General features: G+C 39.0%; 15 protein-coding genes. 10 read left to right on the top strand and 5 right to left on the bottom strand.

The window, feature by feature from the left end; translation table 11 throughout:
* Positions 1-25 precede the first annotated feature (25 nt).
* From ppc to AC0KUU_RS16150, 3 genes are all read left to right on the top strand, one after another.
* Positions 26-2794: a phosphoenolpyruvate carboxylase gene (gene ppc / locus AC0KUU_RS16160; RefSeq protein ID WP_322551746.1), complete on the top strand. Its 2769-nt coding sequence runs from the start codon at positions 26-28 to the stop codon at positions 2792-2794.
* A 216-nt stretch (positions 2795-3010) separates the two neighbouring features.
* The gene (locus AC0KUU_RS16155; RefSeq protein WP_014461480.1) at positions 3011-3454 is read left to right on the top strand and encodes a hypothetical protein; all 444 of its coding nucleotides are present in this window, start codon (positions 3011-3013) and stop codon (positions 3452-3454) included.
* Positions 3455-3846: 392 nt separating this feature from the next.
* A complete protein-coding gene (locus tag AC0KUU_RS16150) occupies positions 3847-4854 on the top strand; it encodes an aromatic ring-hydroxylating dioxygenase subunit alpha (RefSeq protein ID WP_162213652.1) in 1008 nt (335 codons plus the stop codon).
* Between the two features lie 30 nt (positions 4855-4884).
* On the opposite strand, the gene AC0KUU_RS16145 is transcribed toward AC0KUU_RS16150, so the two are convergent.
* From AC0KUU_RS16145 to AC0KUU_RS16135, 3 genes are all read right to left on the bottom strand, one after another.
* Positions 4885-5640 carry an ABC transporter permease gene (locus AC0KUU_RS16145; protein ID WP_043980330.1) on the bottom strand — a complete coding sequence of 252 codons (756 nt, stop codon included), beginning with the start codon at positions 5638-5640 and terminating at the stop codon, positions 4885-4887.
* A complete protein-coding gene (locus tag AC0KUU_RS16140) occupies positions 5637-6374 on the bottom strand; it encodes an ABC transporter ATP-binding protein (RefSeq protein WP_043980327.1) in 738 nt (245 codons plus the stop codon). The genes AC0KUU_RS16145 and AC0KUU_RS16140 overlap by 4 nt, the downstream gene beginning before the upstream one ends.
* A gap of 97 nt (positions 6375-6471) precedes the next feature.
* Positions 6472-7779 (bottom strand): homocysteine synthase, encoded by a 1308-nt coding sequence (locus AC0KUU_RS16135; RefSeq protein ID WP_043980325.1) that lies wholly within the window; start codon positions 7777-7779, stop codon positions 6472-6474.
* Between the two features lie 344 nt (positions 7780-8123).
* On the opposite strand from AC0KUU_RS16135, the gene yknW reads away from it, so the two are divergent.
* The 4 genes from yknW to AC0KUU_RS16115 are packed head-to-tail and all read left to right on the top strand — an operon-like array spanning position 8124 to position 11820.
* Positions 8124-8810 carry a YknW family membrane protein gene (yknW, locus tag AC0KUU_RS16130; RefSeq protein WP_043980323.1) on the top strand — a complete coding sequence of 229 codons (687 nt, stop codon included), beginning with the start codon at positions 8124-8126 and terminating at the stop codon, positions 8808-8810.
* Positions 8811-9941 carry an efflux RND transporter periplasmic adaptor subunit gene (locus AC0KUU_RS16125; protein WP_165575532.1) on the top strand — a complete coding sequence of 377 codons (1131 nt, stop codon included), beginning with the start codon at positions 8811-8813 and terminating at the stop codon, positions 9939-9941. It abuts the gene before it with no gap.
* Positions 9938-10627, top strand: a complete 690-nt coding sequence (locus AC0KUU_RS16120; protein WP_165575531.1) for an ATP-binding cassette domain-containing protein — start codon at positions 9938-9940, stop codon at positions 10625-10627. The genes AC0KUU_RS16125 and AC0KUU_RS16120 overlap by 4 nt, the downstream gene beginning before the upstream one ends.
* Positions 10624-11820, top strand: a complete 1197-nt coding sequence (locus AC0KUU_RS16115) for an ABC transporter permease (protein WP_043980319.1) — start codon at positions 10624-10626, stop codon at positions 11818-11820. Before AC0KUU_RS16120 ends, AC0KUU_RS16115 begins: the two co-directional genes overlap by 4 nt.
* Positions 11821-11889: 69 nt before the next feature.
* Here the strand turns inward: AC0KUU_RS16115 and AC0KUU_RS16110 are convergent, their stop codons facing one another.
* On the bottom strand, positions 11890-12876 hold the full coding sequence (locus AC0KUU_RS16110; RefSeq protein WP_165575530.1) for a S8 family peptidase: 987 nt from the start codon (positions 12874-12876) through the stop codon (positions 11890-11892).
* A gap of 353 nt (positions 12877-13229) precedes the next feature.
* Between AC0KUU_RS16110 and folP the strand changes: the two genes are divergently transcribed.
* The 3 genes from folP (at position 13230) to AC0KUU_RS16095 (ending at position 15766) form a co-directional block, all read left to right on the top strand.
* Positions 13230-14078 carry a dihydropteroate synthase gene (gene folP / locus AC0KUU_RS16105; protein WP_080781637.1) on the top strand — a complete coding sequence of 283 codons (849 nt, stop codon included), beginning with the start codon at positions 13230-13232 and terminating at the stop codon, positions 14076-14078.
* Between the two features lie 118 nt (positions 14079-14196).
* Positions 14197-15330 carry a zinc-dependent alcohol dehydrogenase gene (locus AC0KUU_RS16100; protein ID WP_043980312.1) on the top strand — a complete coding sequence of 378 codons (1134 nt, stop codon included), beginning with the start codon at positions 14197-14199 and terminating at the stop codon, positions 15328-15330.
* Between the two features lie 241 nt (positions 15331-15571).
* Positions 15572-15766 (top strand): hypothetical protein, encoded by a 195-nt coding sequence (locus tag AC0KUU_RS16095; protein WP_013055532.1) that lies wholly within the window; start codon positions 15572-15574, stop codon positions 15764-15766.
* A 26-nt stretch (positions 15767-15792) separates the two neighbouring features.
* Here AC0KUU_RS16095 and liaG read toward each other — a convergent pair whose 3' ends face one another.
* Positions 15793-16662, bottom strand: coding sequence for a LiaG family protein (liaG, locus tag AC0KUU_RS16090; protein WP_043980308.1), 870 nt, complete (start codon positions 16660-16662; stop codon positions 15793-15795).
* Positions 16663-16806 lie beyond the last annotated feature (144 nt).

Raw genomic sequence — 16806 nt, 5'->3', positions numbered from 1 at the left:
TTTATAAAGGAAGGTGTCGTGTCTAATGGTAACAGTAGAAGCAGCAGAAAGACAAAACAGCAGCACTGCCCTGCGCCGTGATGTAAAGTTTCTCGGTCAATTGTTAGGGAAAGTTCTGGTTCACCAAGGTGGAGAGGAACTGCTCAGCAAAGTAGAAAAAATACGCGAAGTAGCAAAATCACTTAGAGAAAACAAAGATGAAGTTATCTATAAAGAAATAAAAAATGAAATCGTTACTCTTGAACAGCCGATGCGCGAGCAGGTTATTCGGGCGTTTGCAGTTTATTTTCATTTAGTTAATATTGCAGAGCAAAATCATCGAATTCGTCGCAGACGCGAATATCAGCAGCAAGAAGATTCTATTATGCAGCCGGGCTCATTGGAAAGTGCCGTTGTTTCGCTTAAAAATAATGGCGTGGCGCCAGACGTAATTGCTAACTTGCTTCAAACTCTATCTCTAGAGCTCATCATCACTGCTCATCCAACAGAAGCGACTAGACGAAGTGTCCTTGATATTCATAAACGAATGGCTGAGCTTCTAAAAAACTTGGATAATCCAACGTTAACAAAACGTGAACGTACGGAAATTGAAGAAAGACTGTTTAGCGAAGTATTAATTTTATGGCAAACAAATGAACTGCGAGATCGCAAGCCGACGGTAATGGATGAAGTATCCAATGGATTATATTATTTTGATGAAACGTTATTTGAAGTGCTTCCTCAACTTCATCAGGAGTTGGAAAATTCATTGCAGGAGAATTACCCTGAAGAAAATTGGAAGGTGCCTAATATTCTTCGATTTGGTTCATGGATTGGCGGAGACCGAGATGGAAATCCAAACGTAACTCCTAAAGTAACGTGGCAAACGCTTGTCAAACAAAGGAAGTTAGCTATTCGTAAATATAAAGAGTCGCTTACTCAATTGAGACAAAGGTTAAGTCAGTCTACAAAAAGAGTCGCAGTTTCAGATAATCTTCTTGATTCTATTAATCAAGAAATATCGCTGCTGCCTGAGAAAAAGCGATGGAGAATCAAACACGAAGTATATCGCTGCAAGCTTACGATTATGCTTCATAAATTAAATTTAGTTGGAGAATCGGAAGCAGGCTATCAAAGGTCGGAAGAACTTCTACATGATTTATTTCTAATCAAAGATAGCTTGCAAAAGCACCAGCCTCAGGATTATCATTTAAAAAGCTTATGTAAGTTAATTCGCCAAGTTGAGCTGTTTGGTTTTCATTTAGCAACGCTTGATATCCGTAATCACAGCGGGGAACATGAAGCGGCAATCAAAGAAATTTTCCATGCTGTTTCTTTAGCTGAAGATTATTCAGCGTTAACGGAAGAGAAAAAAGTTGAGCTGCTAGGTAAAGTTCTTCAAGACCCAAGACCTGTGATATCGTTTGTAGAGAATTACTCTAAAGAAACGCAGCAAGTAATTGAAGTATTTAACATGATTCATCGAGCACATAAAGAATTTGGAGAAAGATCTATTGAAGTCTACTTAATCAGTATGACCCAGTCTGCAAGTGACTTGTTAGAAGTTATGGTACTCGCCAAAGAAGCGGGTATTTACCGCCTTCATGCAGATGGCCGCATTGAAAGTAAGTTAAATATAGCTCCGCTGCTTGAAACGATTGATGATCTCACAGCGGGTCCTAAAATCATGGAACAGCTATTTCAATTAGATTTTTATCGTGAGCACTTAAGGAAACAGCAGGATTTGCAGGAAATTATGCTTGGCTACTCAGATGGAAGCAAAGATGGAGGAACGCTTACTGCTAATTGGAAGCTCTATAAAGCGCAGCAGGAAATTCACGATATGGCGAGGAAGTATCAAGTTCGTCTGAAGTTTTTCCATGGCCGAGGCGGCTCACTAGGCCGAGGAGGTGGACCGTTAAACCGAAGCATTTTATCTCAGCCTGTTGAGACGCTAGGAGACGGTGTGAAAATTACAGAGCAAGGAGAAGTTCTTTCTTCTAGATATGCTTTATATGACATTGCCTACCGAAGCCTTGAACAAGCGGTCTCAGCTCTTCTTACAGCGGCAGCAAATGTTTCTCAAGAAGCTGAGCAATGTGATATTCGTACACATGAATGGGAAGAAACAATGGACGAGATTTCAACTGCTTCTTTACGTAAGTATCAAGAGCTTGTTTTCAAAGATCCAGACTTTTTAACGTATTTTAAACAAGCTACACCTCTTCCTGAGCTGGGGGCTTTAAATATTGGGTCACGTCCAATGAGTCGAAAAGGAAGTGATCGCTTTGAAGACTTGCGAGCGATTCCGTGGGTATTTGCATGGACGCAAAGCAGACAGCTGCTTCCAGCCTGGTACGCTGCAGGTACGGGCTTACAGCATTTAGTAGAGAAATCTGGAGATATACAGCTTCTTCAGCAAATGTATAAAGAATGGCCATTTTTCCGCTCGACCGTCGATAATCTGCAAATGGCCTTAACAAAAGCAGATTTAATGGCAGCAAAAGAATACACGGAAATGGTACAAGACCCGGCTATTTCAGAGCGGATTTTTACCGCTATTAAAAAAGAGTATAATCTCACAAAAGAAATGATTCTTCAAATCACAGGTCAAAAAGAATTAATGGATCATCTTCCTACGATTAAAGAATCTATTAAATTACGAAATCCGTATGTGGACCCTCTAACATTCTTACAAGTTAAGGTCATTTCCAAGCTGCGTGAAGATGAGGATGGAACGTTAAATGAAGAACTTTTAAAAGAAGCGTTATTAACGATTAACGGCATTGCAGCAGGGTTGCGTAATACAGGCTGATGATACCAAAAGACACCTCAAGAAAATAAAAGAGGTGTCTTTTGCTTATTCTTCTCACATAAAGAACTGCCTGTCAGTTCCCTCTCTTTTAAAGAGAACTTCCGCCTGTTAAATAGGCACTGAGAAAAATCAATGATAGAATAGAAAAAAGATGGAAATATTCTACAACTGAATACGAGTGATGGGGAACTAGATTGAATATGGAGGACGAGGACAATGGTAAAAAATTCGCAAATCTTCATTGAAGCTGACTCCGAGAATTCTGTATTTATTGGACTGGAATTTTGTGAGTATACACAAAAAATGAATCCTACTTGTTTGTCCAAACAGCATATAAATGTGTTTATTCATCCGGAAGAACTCACCGTGGAATTTAAGAAAACAAAAAGTGATAGAACTATCGATGATTTTCATCTCATGCATATCGTTCCGGTTCATTGCTTTAATTATTTATTATGTTCGATTTCGCAAGGTATTGTTACAGATGTTCAGCTGAAAGCGGTTGGCCATCAAGGAGAAACGTTGTTTGAAGAAAATCTTACATTAAAGTTTCATGAAAAAGCGACGGATTATGAAGAAACCCTCTCATTTTTCAAGCATTTAAATCAAGAAATACAAAAGCAGACGAAAAAATATACAGCCAGTTATATGAGCTCATAATAAAGCAAGCTGCGGTTTTTAAAACCGCAGCTTTTATTCGTTTAACCGAAAAAATTATGTTAGAGATGCTTACAAATCAAGAGATTTTTCAGTGGGAAATTGATAAAGTAAAACTAAGAGAAATCAGTGGACAGAAAAGCTTTTAGCGGCTGGCCGCTCTTTATTCAATATATAAGGGTTAGGTTTTAAGGTTAAAAAAATAGCGATGAATACGTATTGTCGTTGTAGATGAAGTGCTAAGGTCGCTCTATCTGCAATCATGTAGAATCTTCGCGCGCTTATAGTCTGTTTTACGGAACGAAAAAGCTGCGGAAATAGAAGCACTCCTTCTATTTCTGCGGTTTTTTTTATAAACAAGAAATAAATTTACTTATTGTACGGAGGCGATGCAGATGATTAAAGATTTAGTATTGGCTAAGGAATGGCTGCCTGCAGCTTATTCACATGATTTAACAGATCAGCCCTTGCAAGTAACGATTTTAGAAGAGCGAGTTGTCCTTTTTCGCACAACTAATGCTATTAAAGCATTTAAGGATTTGTGCATCCACCGCGGTGCAGCGTTATCTCTTGGAAAAGTGGTAGATGATTGCATTGTATGCCCTTATCACGGATGGAAATACGATGATGCCGGGGCTTGTGTGAAAATTCCTCAACAGCCGCCGGGAAGAGCTATTCCTTCAAAAGCAAAAGCACAGGTGTATGACTGCGTTGAAAAGTACGGGATTATATGGGTGAAGATGAACAGCGAGGCAGGTGATACTCCTCTTCCCCTGTATGATGAACATCTTAACTCCGGATTCAAAACGGTTTGCGCCAGCCCTCATACTCTGCAGGCAGCAGCTCCTCGTGTCGTAGAAAACTTTCTAGATGTAAGCCATTTGGCTTTTGTTCACGAAGGAAGCCTGGGGCACTCTGACTACGCCGAAATTCCTGATTATAAGGTGCATTGGAAAGATAACCGATACGTTTCTGATGAAATCGCTGTGTACGCAGATGCAGATGGCACGGGTAACTTTGCGACTATTTATTATACCTTTGAAATTCTTCGTCCTACCGTTGCAAGGTTGAAAAAAGTTAACTACGAAACGGGTGAAATCTTTTCAATGCTGTTTGCGGTTTTACCTGAAGAGGAAAGAAAGTCCACCGTGTTTGCGCTGGTTTCTAGAAACTATTCGTTTGATGCACCTGATCAATATTTCCGCGATTTTCAGCAGCTTATTATTGAACAAGATACCAGTATTGTGGAAAGTCAAAAACCAGAAGAGCTGCCGCTTGACTTACAAGCAGAGCTTCATTTGAATCCGGACCGACTGAGTATTGCGTATAGAAGATGGCTCGGCGATTTAGGAGTAACCTTTGGAAGTGACATAGGAGAAAGATTAAAAAAAGCTGCTCAATAAAAAAAGAAGAAAGGAGTCTCCTTTCTTTTTTTATGTATGCTCACGGATAAGCTGCTGATAGCTATTAAAAAGGGTAGGATATGTTAATTGGCTTAAAATGACGCATGAAAGCGTAGCAGACGCTAGAATAGTAAAAACGATAAGCAGCTGGAATTTGACAGCTTGTATCGGATCTGCCCCTCCAATAATCTGGCCTGTCATCATACCCGGAAGCTGAACGAGTCCAATTGTTTTTTGACTTTCTACAGTAGGAATCATGCTAGCTTTGATTGCGGCATTTAAAATACTATGAATAGCTTGTTTAGGAGTGCCGCCAAGCGCCAGAATCAATTGAATTTCGTCTCGTCTTCTATTTACTTCAGCATCTAACCGATTTAAAAATAAATTGGCCAAAATCATCGAATTTCCAATAATCATACCGCTGACAGGAATGATATATCGTGGAGTAGCAGGGATAATATGTAGTCCGAGCATAACGCTTTGGGTCAGGATTTCTACAATAAAAAGAGTGACAAATACACGAAAAAAAGCTTTAAATCCCTGCTTTTTTTTCTTTACAACATTTTGGGAAGCGACTGTCAGCATAAGGAATAAAATGAAGATCATAAAAGCAGGGTGATTCGCGTCAAAAATAAACGATAAAACATATCCGATTACTAACAGCTGAACGGCTGCTCGAATACTGGCAATAATAATATCTTTTTCGAGTCCTATACGAAAAGATTTTGATAAAAAAAGAGCAATAAAAACAAAAACAATGGTAAAAATCAGTGAAAGTGAACTCATAGAAAGGCTCCTTCAATAAATTGTTTTGTTTCAGCTTTTACAGGAGCATGAAAAAAGGTCTCTGTCTTGGCTTTTTCTACAATCACTCCGTTCATTAAAAGCCAGACTTCCTCTCCTAAACGTTTCGCTTGATCTAAATTATGGGTAACCCAAATAATCGTTTTATTCTGCTCTTTATGTAAATGAGAAATAAGCTGTTCAATTTCATGAGCAGAAGTGGCATCCAAAGCAGAAGTGATTTCGTCTAAAAGTAAAAGGTCAGAGCCGTTCGACAGCGTGCGGGCTAATGATAACCTTTGCCTTTGACCACCGGATAAATCTCTGGCATCCTGCTCTAACAAGTCAGGGGAAAGACCCGTTAAGGCACAGAGTTCTTCAGGCATAATATCCTGCTTGCCATGCAGTTTTTGAACAAGCATCATATTATCACGCACTGTTCCATCAATAACAGGAGCTGATTGAAAAGCAATGCCCACTTTTTTTCGTAAATCAGAAATAGTCCATTTGCTAATGTCTTTTCCATATACTTCAATACTTCCTTCATCAGGTGCAGAAAGTAAATTGCACATGGAAAGAAGGGTGCTTTTTCCGGATCCTGATGGTCCTACCATCATGACGAGCGAGCCTTGCATTACTGTACCCGATATGCCTTTTAAAACACTATGTTCTTTATCCTTAAATGTTTTATGAACGTCTGTAAATGTGATAGCAGGTATTGAATTGAACGTGTTCATAGTAACTCCTTTTTCATTCGTTTTGTTTATTGTAGCATAAGGGAAAGTATAAAAAGTTATTGGATGATATAAAAAAAGCTGTGAAAAATCACAGCTTTTAAACAGTTGTATTCACTTTTTGGCTGGCTTTTAAGGCATAATCTAAATCTTCAAGAAGGTCGTCGATTGCTTCTGTTCCAACCGATAGACGAATGAGTTCTGGGGTCACACCCGAAGCTTTTTGTTCGTCTTTAGATAGCTGTTGATGAGTGGTGCTTGCCGGGTGAATAATGAGTGATTTAGAGTCGCCGATATTGGCTAAATGAGAAAATAACTGAACCGAATCAATTAACTTAGCCGCAGCGTTTTTTCCTCCCCTTACACCAAAGGTTAAAATTGCTCCTTGCCCTTTAGGCAAGTATTTTTGTGCCAAAGAATAGGAAGGGTGGGAAGGAAGCCCCGCATAATTTACCCATTCTACTAATTCATGCTGCTCTAAAAATTTCGCTACCTTTAATGCGTTTTCGCTGTGACGCTCTAATCGCAGATGGAGTGTTTCTACCCCTTGAAGGAGTAAAAAGGAATTAAAAGGTGATAAAGCAGCTCCAATATCTCGTAAAAGCTGAACGCGCGCTTTTGTAATATAAGCAGCTTCACCGGCAGCTTCTGTGTATACAAGGCCATGGTAACTTGGATCTGGAGTTGTTAAGTCTGGAAATTTCCCGCTCGCTTCCCAATCAAATTTTCCACTGTCTACGATAACACCCCCAATTGCTGTTCCATGCCCTCCAAGAAACTTAGTAGCAGAATGAACGACAATATCTGCTCCGAAATCGATGGGACGAAGAAGGTAAGGGCTTGGAACCGTATTATCAATAATAAGAGGAATTCCATGTTCATGGGCAATGTCTGCAACTGCCTCGATGTCTAGCACATTTCCCTGCGGGTTTCCAACGGATTCAGCATAAATTGCCTTTGTTTTGGAAGTGATTGCACTTCTAAAATTTTCTGGATGATCAGCGTTTACAAATTTGACGGTAATGCCCAGTTTAGGAAGCGTAGACGAAAAGAGGTTATATGTTCCTCCATATAAACTGCTTGCTGATACAATTTCATCTCCTGCGGAAGCGATATTCAAAATGGAAAAGGTAGTAGCAGACTGACCCGAAGCTACTCCTAGAGCACCTACTCCGCCTTCTAACTCAGCAATTCGCTGTTCAAAAACGTCCGTAGTAGGGTTTACAATTCGAGTGTAGATGTAGCCTTGTTCACTTAAATTAAATAAAGATGCAGCATGCTCCGTATCTTTAAACCCAAATGAGCTTGTTTGATAAATAGGTACCGCACGCGAAAAAGTAGCCGGGTCAAGCTGTTGGCCAGAATGGATGGCTTGTGTTTCAGGACGAAATGGTTTCTTAGCAGACATTGAAACTCCTCCTTAAATATAAAACTTATAAAAAACATAGGAATAATAAACTTTAATCATAATATACGAATTCTATTGAATGATGTCAAATGATAATTTGAATATTTAGAAAATATAAATAAGATTAATGCTGTCATTCAGCATTAAGACATCTCTTTAATTTCTAAAAATACCATAAAAAATATAAAATGTAAGAAAAATGTCAATTAATTTGTATAATTATGTTAGAATATTAGGTGTTTGAGAGTTTCTTAGAAAGAGCCGATTTTGCTAGAAGACTTTAAAAAATAGTAAAAGACGGGTCTTAAGAGCTAATAACGAAACAAAATAAAAGGAGTTTGATTATGAGCACAGAAGTCAATGTATCTTCGGAAGTCCAAGAGAAAGGAAAGCCTTCTATTTTTGGTTTTATTACGAGTCCGGTTGTACAGTTTGAGAAAATGAAAAGCAGCCCGGTCATCTGGGGACCTCTTTTACTTATCCTCATCTTAACAGCTGCAACAACGATTCTAGCCGTCTATACCCCTCAGGGACAAGAGGCCCTGCAACAGCAAAAAGAAGCTGGCATTGAAGTGAATTCAACATTTAGTATGATTGGCGGAGCGATTGGCGGAGTGATTGCAATAGTTGCTACACTGGCATTCACGAGTTTGATTCTGTTTTTAATTGCAAAGTTAGGGACTGGAAAAACAACTTACCGCCAAATGTTTAGTTTGAATTTGTTTGTTACGTTCATCACAGCAATCGGTCAGCTAATTAATACGGGAGTAGCTGCACTAGCCCATACTTCAGCTAATGTGACTTCGTTAAATGGAATGGTTGGTGCGAAAGGTGCTATGGGAGGAGTGTTTACTTCCATTGAAATCTTTTCTATCTGGGGACTTATTCTGACAGCAGTAGGACTACAAAAAGTGGCAAATGTATCAAAAGCTGTTTCTATTATTACAGTGATTATTTTATTCATCTTAGGAGCCGCTATTTCAGGAGCTGGAGGAGCTGCTTCAGAAGCGCTTAAAGGAGCAGGGTTGTAAATGAAAAAAGGAATAATTATTACAGCTGTAGCAGTTGTTATTGTTGCGGTTATTGGGATTAACGTATATCGTGCACAAAGTGTAAGTGGGAAAGCAATCAATGTTCACGTAGCAAATATAAAGGAAAAGAAGTTAAGAAATACAGTTATGGTTCCGGGTACGTTAAAGCTTGCTGATGAGCAATATGTCTATTTTGATGCTGAAAAAGGCGAGGTTGAACGATTTCACGTAACAGAAGGCTCTCGTGTACAGCAGGGAACCTCTCTTGTAACTTACGAAAGCGATACGCTTGATTTAGAGCAAGAACAAAACGAGCTAGAAAAAAAATCCAGTCAGCTGCAAATTGACTCAGTAAGCAAACAGCTTTCTAATTTAAATAAAAAACAAAAAGAATTGGAAAAAGAAATGAGTAAGCAAGAAGCGAGAGATCAAATCGATACAGAGCGTACGCAGCTCAATCTCGATTTAGAAACAGCTAAAATTGATTTAGAACGAAACAAACTAGAAGCCAAATCAATTGCTAAAAAAGAACGTAATTTAGACATAGCGAGTGATATCAATGGGACGGTGCTAGAAGTAGATAAAGAAGCGGTTAATAACACAAGTGACGTTCAAAAACCGCTTATACATATTGGTAATACCGATGAATACTTAGCTACTGGTGTGCTGTCTGAATACGATGCATTAAAAATTAAAACCGGTCAAGCTGTCAAAATTACATCAGATGTGCTGCCTGATAAAGAATGGGCAGGGAGCGTTAAACAAATTGACTATCTACCTCAGCAGCAGGCATCAGCAGAAGCCGGCAATGATGCAGCTAATCAATATCCAATTGAAGTAAAAGTAGATGACCAGGATATCACGATGATTAAGCCGGGATTTAAGCTGCTGCTTGAAATTGAAACAAGCAGTAAAAAGGCTTCATCTTTGCCAATAAAAGCAGTTGTAAATGAAGACGGAGAAAAATATGTATATGTGGTGAAAGATAAAAAGGCGGTTCGTAAGGAAGTAAAGATTGGAGAAACAACAAATAAATTTATTGAAATCAAAAGCGGCGTAACTTCTAAAGACAAAGTCATTACAAATCCTACCAAGAACTTAACTGACGGTGCGGAAGTGACTGTTCAATGATTGAGCTTGTGAATATTCATAAAAGTTATCATCTTGGCAAAGAGGAAGTGCCAATTTTAAAAGATATTAATTTGAAGATTTATGACGGTGAATTTGTTGCGATTATGGGACCTTCTGGCTCTGGTAAATCAACGCTAATGAACATTATCGGATGTTTAGACCGTTCGTCTTCAGGGTCCTATTTATTAAACGAACAAGAAATCTCTACTTATAGTGATGAGCAGCTTGCAAAAGTAAGAAATATTCATATCGGTTTTGTTTTTCAGCAATTTCAGCTGTTGCCGCGTTTAACAGCGGTAGAAAACGTAGAGCTTCCAATGGTATATGCCGGTGTAACGCGTAAGGAAAGACGAGCCAGAGCAGAAGCTGCGCTTGAAAAAGTAGGGCTGAGTGAGCGGATGAAACATTTACCGAGCGAGCTATCAGGAGGGCAAAAGCAGCGCGTTGCTATTGCTCGTTCTATTGTTAACAATCCGACGCTTATTTTAGCGGATGAACCAACAGGAGCTCTAGATACAAAAACAAGTGCTGATATTATGGAACAATTTTCTCAGCTTAATGCAGATGGCACAACGGTTGTAGTCATTACCCATGAACCTGAAGTAGCAGAATACACATCGCGTACAATTATCGTTCGTGACGGTAAAGTGCTAAGTCATAGCGATAAGGAGAACGATAGCTTATGAGTTTGATAGAAAATATTCGCATGGCTCTCTCTTCGGTTCTTGCTCATAAAATGCGCTCTATTTTGACGATGCTTGGTATTATCATTGGCGTAGCGGCTGTTATTATCGTTGTAGCCATTGGTCAAGGCGGAGAACAAATGATTAAGTCGGAAATAACAGGAGCAAGCAATACAGTTGATGTATACTATCAGCCTCCTGAAGACGAGATGCAAGCTGATGACCTTTCAATGGCGGGTGAGCCCATCTTTACAGAGGATGATATTAAAGCTCTTTCGACTATTCCCGGAGTGAAGAATGTGGTGGCTTCTAGCTCAATGGGAATGGGGGTAAGATATAGAGACAAGGAATCTGATACGACTGTTAATGCTATTAACGAAGGATATATTGAAGTTAATCAGCTGGAAGTTTCAAAAGGAAGAATGTTAGACAGCTCTGACTTTTTATCAGGTAATCGAGTAGGTGTTATCACAAGCGATATGAAAAAAGAGCTATTTGATAAAAAAGAAGCCCTTGGACAAGTAGTATGGGTTCAAGGGCAGCCTATCAAAATTATTGGTGTAACAAAAAAGGCAACGGGCTTTTTAGCATTTGAAATACCGACCATTTATATTCCAAATAATACGTATAAATCAAGCTTCGGTAAGCTCGATTACACCAACCTTAGTGTTCAAGCGACAAGCTCTGATCAACTAAAAAAAGTAGGCAATGACGCAACGGATTTGTTAAATAATTTGCATGATGCGGAAGATGCTTACCAAGTGCAGAACTTAGAAGAAATAGCAGATAGCATTGGAAATGTAACGCGAATTATGACAACGATTATTGGATCGATTGCGGGCATTTCCCTGCTTGTTGGCGGGATTGGCGTTATGAACATTATGCTGGTTTCGGTAACGGAACGTACAAGAGAAATTGGTATTCGTAAAGCGTTGGGAGCATCTAAAAGACAAATTCTAACTCAGTTTTTGATTGAGTCCATTACCCTCACGTTAATTGGTGGTTTGCTTGGAATTGGTCTGGGCGCGGGCGGGGCAGCTCTTGTTTCGTTATTTGCTGGCTGGCCGTCATTAATTTCGTGGCAAGTAGTACTTGGAGGAGTGTTGTTCTCCATGACGATTGGCATTGTATTCGGCATGCTTCCTGCAAACAAAGCGGCGAAGCTAGATCCAATCGAAGCATTAAGATATGAATAAAGACATGCGTTCGCATGTCTTTATTTTAATTTAACGAGAACCGAGAAGATTTCTCGTTTTTCTTATTTATTACTTACTAGGGTTGATACGGGCTACGTTAATAATATCATGTATTTTCTCTACCAAATCGAGCATGAGAAATCCGTTTCCTTCAGAGCTTTTTCGATATCCAAGAGGAAGGGTTCTTCTTACAAGTTGAGCATAGATTTCGGCTTCGATTAAAGAACGGCCAAATTCCTTCTCACATAAGTTAATTAATAGAGCTAAAGCTCCTGCCACGTGGGGAGTCGCCATTGAAGTTCCTGAAAGAGTCGCGTACTTATTTTCCAAGTAAGTAGAGATAATGTTAACTCCCGGTGCGACTAGGTCCACTTCTTCATTTGCATTAGTAAAAGGGGCAAGATTTAAGCTGCTGTCCACTGCTCCTACTTGAATGACTTCGTTGTAACTTCCTGGATATGAATATTCAAAGGTTTCTTCGCGGTCGTCACCTTCATTTCCAGCCGCAACAACAACAGAAACATCTTTATTCACAGCATTTTGAACAGCTTCGTGCAGTTCTGGAACGTCTTGGGGTCCCCCGAGTGACATGGAAATAACTCGTGCTCGCTCATTTTTAGGACCGCGCCATTCGACGGCGTAGTTAATAGCGTCAATAATCCATTCGTAATTTCCCGATCCTTCACCGGTAAGTACTTTTAAGCTTAGAATTTTTGCTTTGGGTGCCACTCCTACTACCCCTTCATTATTGAGCGCAGCAGCAATGGTACCAGACACGTGAGTGCCGTGCCCATTATTATCTTCAAATACAGAAGCATCTCCGTCATAATCCGAAGTGAAGTTTCTTCCTCCGATAATACAATCTTTTAAGTCAGGATGATTTGTGTCAACACCAGTGTCGATAACTGCAATTACAATGCCTTCTCCTTGATTGCTTTGTTCCCAAATAGCAGGCGCTTGAATTAAGCTTACTCCTTTAGGCGTTTCGTTTGTTGAGTCGATAATCGACTCAATTGTATAAGGAATTAATTTGACTTGTAACGGTTGTTGAGTCATAGTCATCCTCCTTAAAATGAATTCCATAAAAATGGAAGTTACTTAATTATAAATTCCCAACTATTGCTATAAATTAAACACTTTTCATGCGAATCCTTTCTTTTTGAATAAAAAGACTCACAAAAGATGTGAGAAGAGGAAAAAAGACCCTGAAGACAAGCCCGATAGAGATTTTTAATGTTATCTGTGTATTCACTTTTAATGTTTATCTCACACTATAGAAGAAAGAAACTCCAAGAAAAATCACATAGGACTGGTAACTTTTGATATAATTACGAACGGTATGACATTCTCAAAATACATGATATTTATAAATATACATCAATTTGCAAATTACGAAGGGGCTGAGGATAGTGTCAACTTTAACGTCTCAATCGGTCATCAAATGCAGAAAGTATGAACTGAATTATGCGGACCGTACGCTTATTATGGGAATTTTAAACGTAAACCCGGATTCATTTTCAGATGGCGGAAAATACTACGATGTAGATAAAGCGGTTGCTCATGCTGAGGAAATGGTGAAGCAAGGAGCAGACATCATTGATATCGGAGGAGAATCAACTCGTCCTGGTTATACAAGAATTAGCGATGAAGAAGAGATTAAACGGATTGTGCCCGTTATTTCTGAAGTGGCTAAGCGCGTAGAGGTGCCGATTTCTGTAGATACATACAAGTCGGAAGTGGCCAAGCATGCGCTAGAAGCAGGAGCACATATTATTAACGATATATGGGGCGCAAAGGCTGATCCCAAAATGGCTCAAGTTGCAGCTGACTATAATGTTCCTATTATTTTAATGCATAATCGCCATGAGCCCAATTATACAAATCTGATTACAGATATGATAAGTGATTTAGAAGAAAGCATATCAATTGCAAAAGCTGCAGGAGTTCGAGATGATCAAATTATTTTAGATCCAGGCGTTGGCTTTGGAAAAACGGCTGCGCATAATGTAGAAGTGATTCAGCATCTAGATCATTTGACAAAGATGGGCTATCCTGTGCTGCTTGCTACTTCTCGTAAAGGATTTATTGGACAAATAGTTGATGCTCCTCCTACGGAAAGAATGGAAGGAACTGCAGCTACTGTATATGCAGGGATTGCACAAGGCGTTCAAATGGTTCGAGTTCATGACGTATTAGAAATCAAGCGCTTTGTAAAGATGGCAGATGTACTGGTAGGAAAACATATATTTCAGTTTTAATAATCATTTAAGCAGACGCGTAAGCGCTGCTTTTTTATTTTCCTTGATTTCCCCGGATAGAATACATGCCTTTAGATAAATTTAAGTAATATAAAGGTTATAAAAATGGAGGGTGAAAATGAGAGCGGTAACGTATCAAGGGCCTAATCAGGTAAAAGTAGCAGAAGTAGAAGATGCGAAGTTAGAGAAGAAAGATGACATTGTCATTAAAATAACGTCAACGGCTATTTGTGGTTCTGATCTCCATTTATATCAAGGAAGCATGCCATTGCCTCACGGTTATATTATTGGTCATGAACCAATGGGGATTGTGGAAGAAGTAGGACCGGATGTTACAAAAGTAAAAAAAGGAGATCGAGTTATTATTCCGTTTAACGTAGCGTGCGGACAGTGTGCATACTGTAAGGATGATTTAACGAGCCAATGTGATAATTCTAATCCACATTACGATTCTGGCGGCTATTTCGGTTATACTGAAAAGTTTGGAAATCATCCAGGAGGTCAAGCTGAATATTTAAAAGTGCCGTTTGGGAATTTTACACCATTTGTCATTCCGGAATCGTGCGAATTAGAAGATGAATCGCTTCTTTTTTTATCAGATGTGCTTCCAACTGCTTATTGGAGTGTAGAGCATGCGGATGTTAAAAAAGGGGATACCGTTATCGTACTCGGCTGCGGGCCAGTGGGATTAATGGCTCAAAAGTTTGCTTGGATGAAAGGTGCCAAACGGGTTATTGCAATAGATCATGTTCCATACCGAATGCAGCATGCAAAGAAAATGAATGCCGTAGAAACCTTTGATTTTACAGAATACCCAGATATGGGGGAGCACTTAAAAGAAATCACAAAAGGCGGAGCAGATGTGGTGATTGACTGTGTAGGTATGGATGGCAAAAAGTCGCCTCTTGAATATATTGAACAAAAATTAAAACTTCAAGGTGGAACGCTCGGACCTATTCAAATTGCGACAAAAGCCGTTCGTAAATGTGGAACCGTCCAAATCACCGGGGTATACGGAAGCAACTATAACAGTTTTCCGTTAGGAGCTTTTTTTGCTCGAAATGTAACTCTCAAAATGGGGCAAGCTCCTGTCATTCCCGTTATGCCGAAATTATATGATCAAATTGTACAAGGAGAATTCGATCCAAAAGAAATTATTACTCATAAAGTCGCTTTAGAAGACGCAGCTGATGCCTACAAAATCTTTAATGATCATCAAGATAACTGCATTAAAGTCATTTTAAAACCTTAAAATGCCATCTCTATTAGGTGAAGATTCCTGAGCAGTGAAGCTCGGGAATTTTTTATGTATGTAAAGTGGCGGAGGAAAATAATGCACGATTGGATGGTTGATTTTACATAATTTAGCTTTATGATAGAAAGAGAAGATATAACGCTTTCATATTCTTATTAAATCGTGCTGCTTAAAATGAAATAAATAACATCTTGGTATTCAGTCTTATTCAATCACCGAAATATGGAGGAGAGAATGAATGAAACTAGCATTGCTTCTTGTCATTATTATCGGCGTTGCTGCCCTTGCAGGTACGATCAGTGCTGCAAAGAAAGTAGATGAAGATTACGGAAAATCTAAAAAGAAAAGTATAGTGAATTTATCTATTATTTACGGAGTCGTATTCATAGGATCAATCGTAGGAGTAGCGTGGTATATTGCAGTGAGACCATAAATAAAACGAACACTTCCGTGTTCGTTTTATTTTGATTTTAACGTTAATTCTCCGCTTGAAACAGCTGCATCAATAGGATATTTTCCATTTCCATGCTTTCCTTTTAATACATCTTCTGTCACGGTTGCATTGCTTAACTTAAAGTCATTGTTTATATAACCGCTGCTTACTTTTCCATTCACTTTAAAACCAGCGCTTTTCGGAAGAACCAGCACGGCATCTCCAGATCCTACATCTACAGAAACGGCCTCTTCTAGTTTTTTAAAATCCATATAGAGATCACCAGATCCAATACGCGCCTGAAGTTTTCCTTTATAGTTTGTTCCTTTAATTTCCCCAGAGCCTACAGCAAATTTAGCCGTTTGGCTTTCAACATTACTCAGCTGTAAATCTCCAGAATTGACATCCGTACGAAGAGAGGTGCTCCTCAAGTTTGAAATACTTGCATTTCCAGAACCTACTTTAATCGAAACATCTTTCAGCTGAAGTGCTTGCTCAGGCTGTGCAGCAACTTGAAGGTCCCCAGAACCTACCGTAAGCGCAAGGTTGTGGTGATAATCTCTAGGAATGTAGATTGTCACTTTTGTATTTGAAAAAATAGAAAGCCATTGAAAAGGACTTTTTTGATAAGTGACGACTAGGGTGTCTCCATTTTGCTTTACATCTACTTTTCCTTTACCTTCTACTTTTGTTTTAATATCTTGACGATCTTGCGGCACGACAGTTGTACTAATGCTTGGAGAGTCAATTTGAATATGCTGAATATCACTTGATAACGCCGCTTCAGACTTGGACGTCTTGAATGAACTTAACGACCAAGAGGAAGGTGCAAATGCAGTAGAAAAGAGGACTGCCGTACCACCTATTACTAAAATAAAAGCCAATATTTTTTTCACGTTATAACCCGCTTTCTACCTAAATTAAATTTGTTTTCTTCTACCATAAAGTGTAAATTGAAAAGCGGTTAATTTCAACGAACAGCAGGATTATTTTTTTCTACGTCTCAAGTCGTAAAAATGAAATATTTTTGAGGAATTAAA

It is taken from the genome of Priestia sp. ST2, from assembly GCF_055810735.1.
Note: the sequence above shows the minus strand (reverse complement) of the source record. Positions and strands in the feature narration are given on the sequence as shown.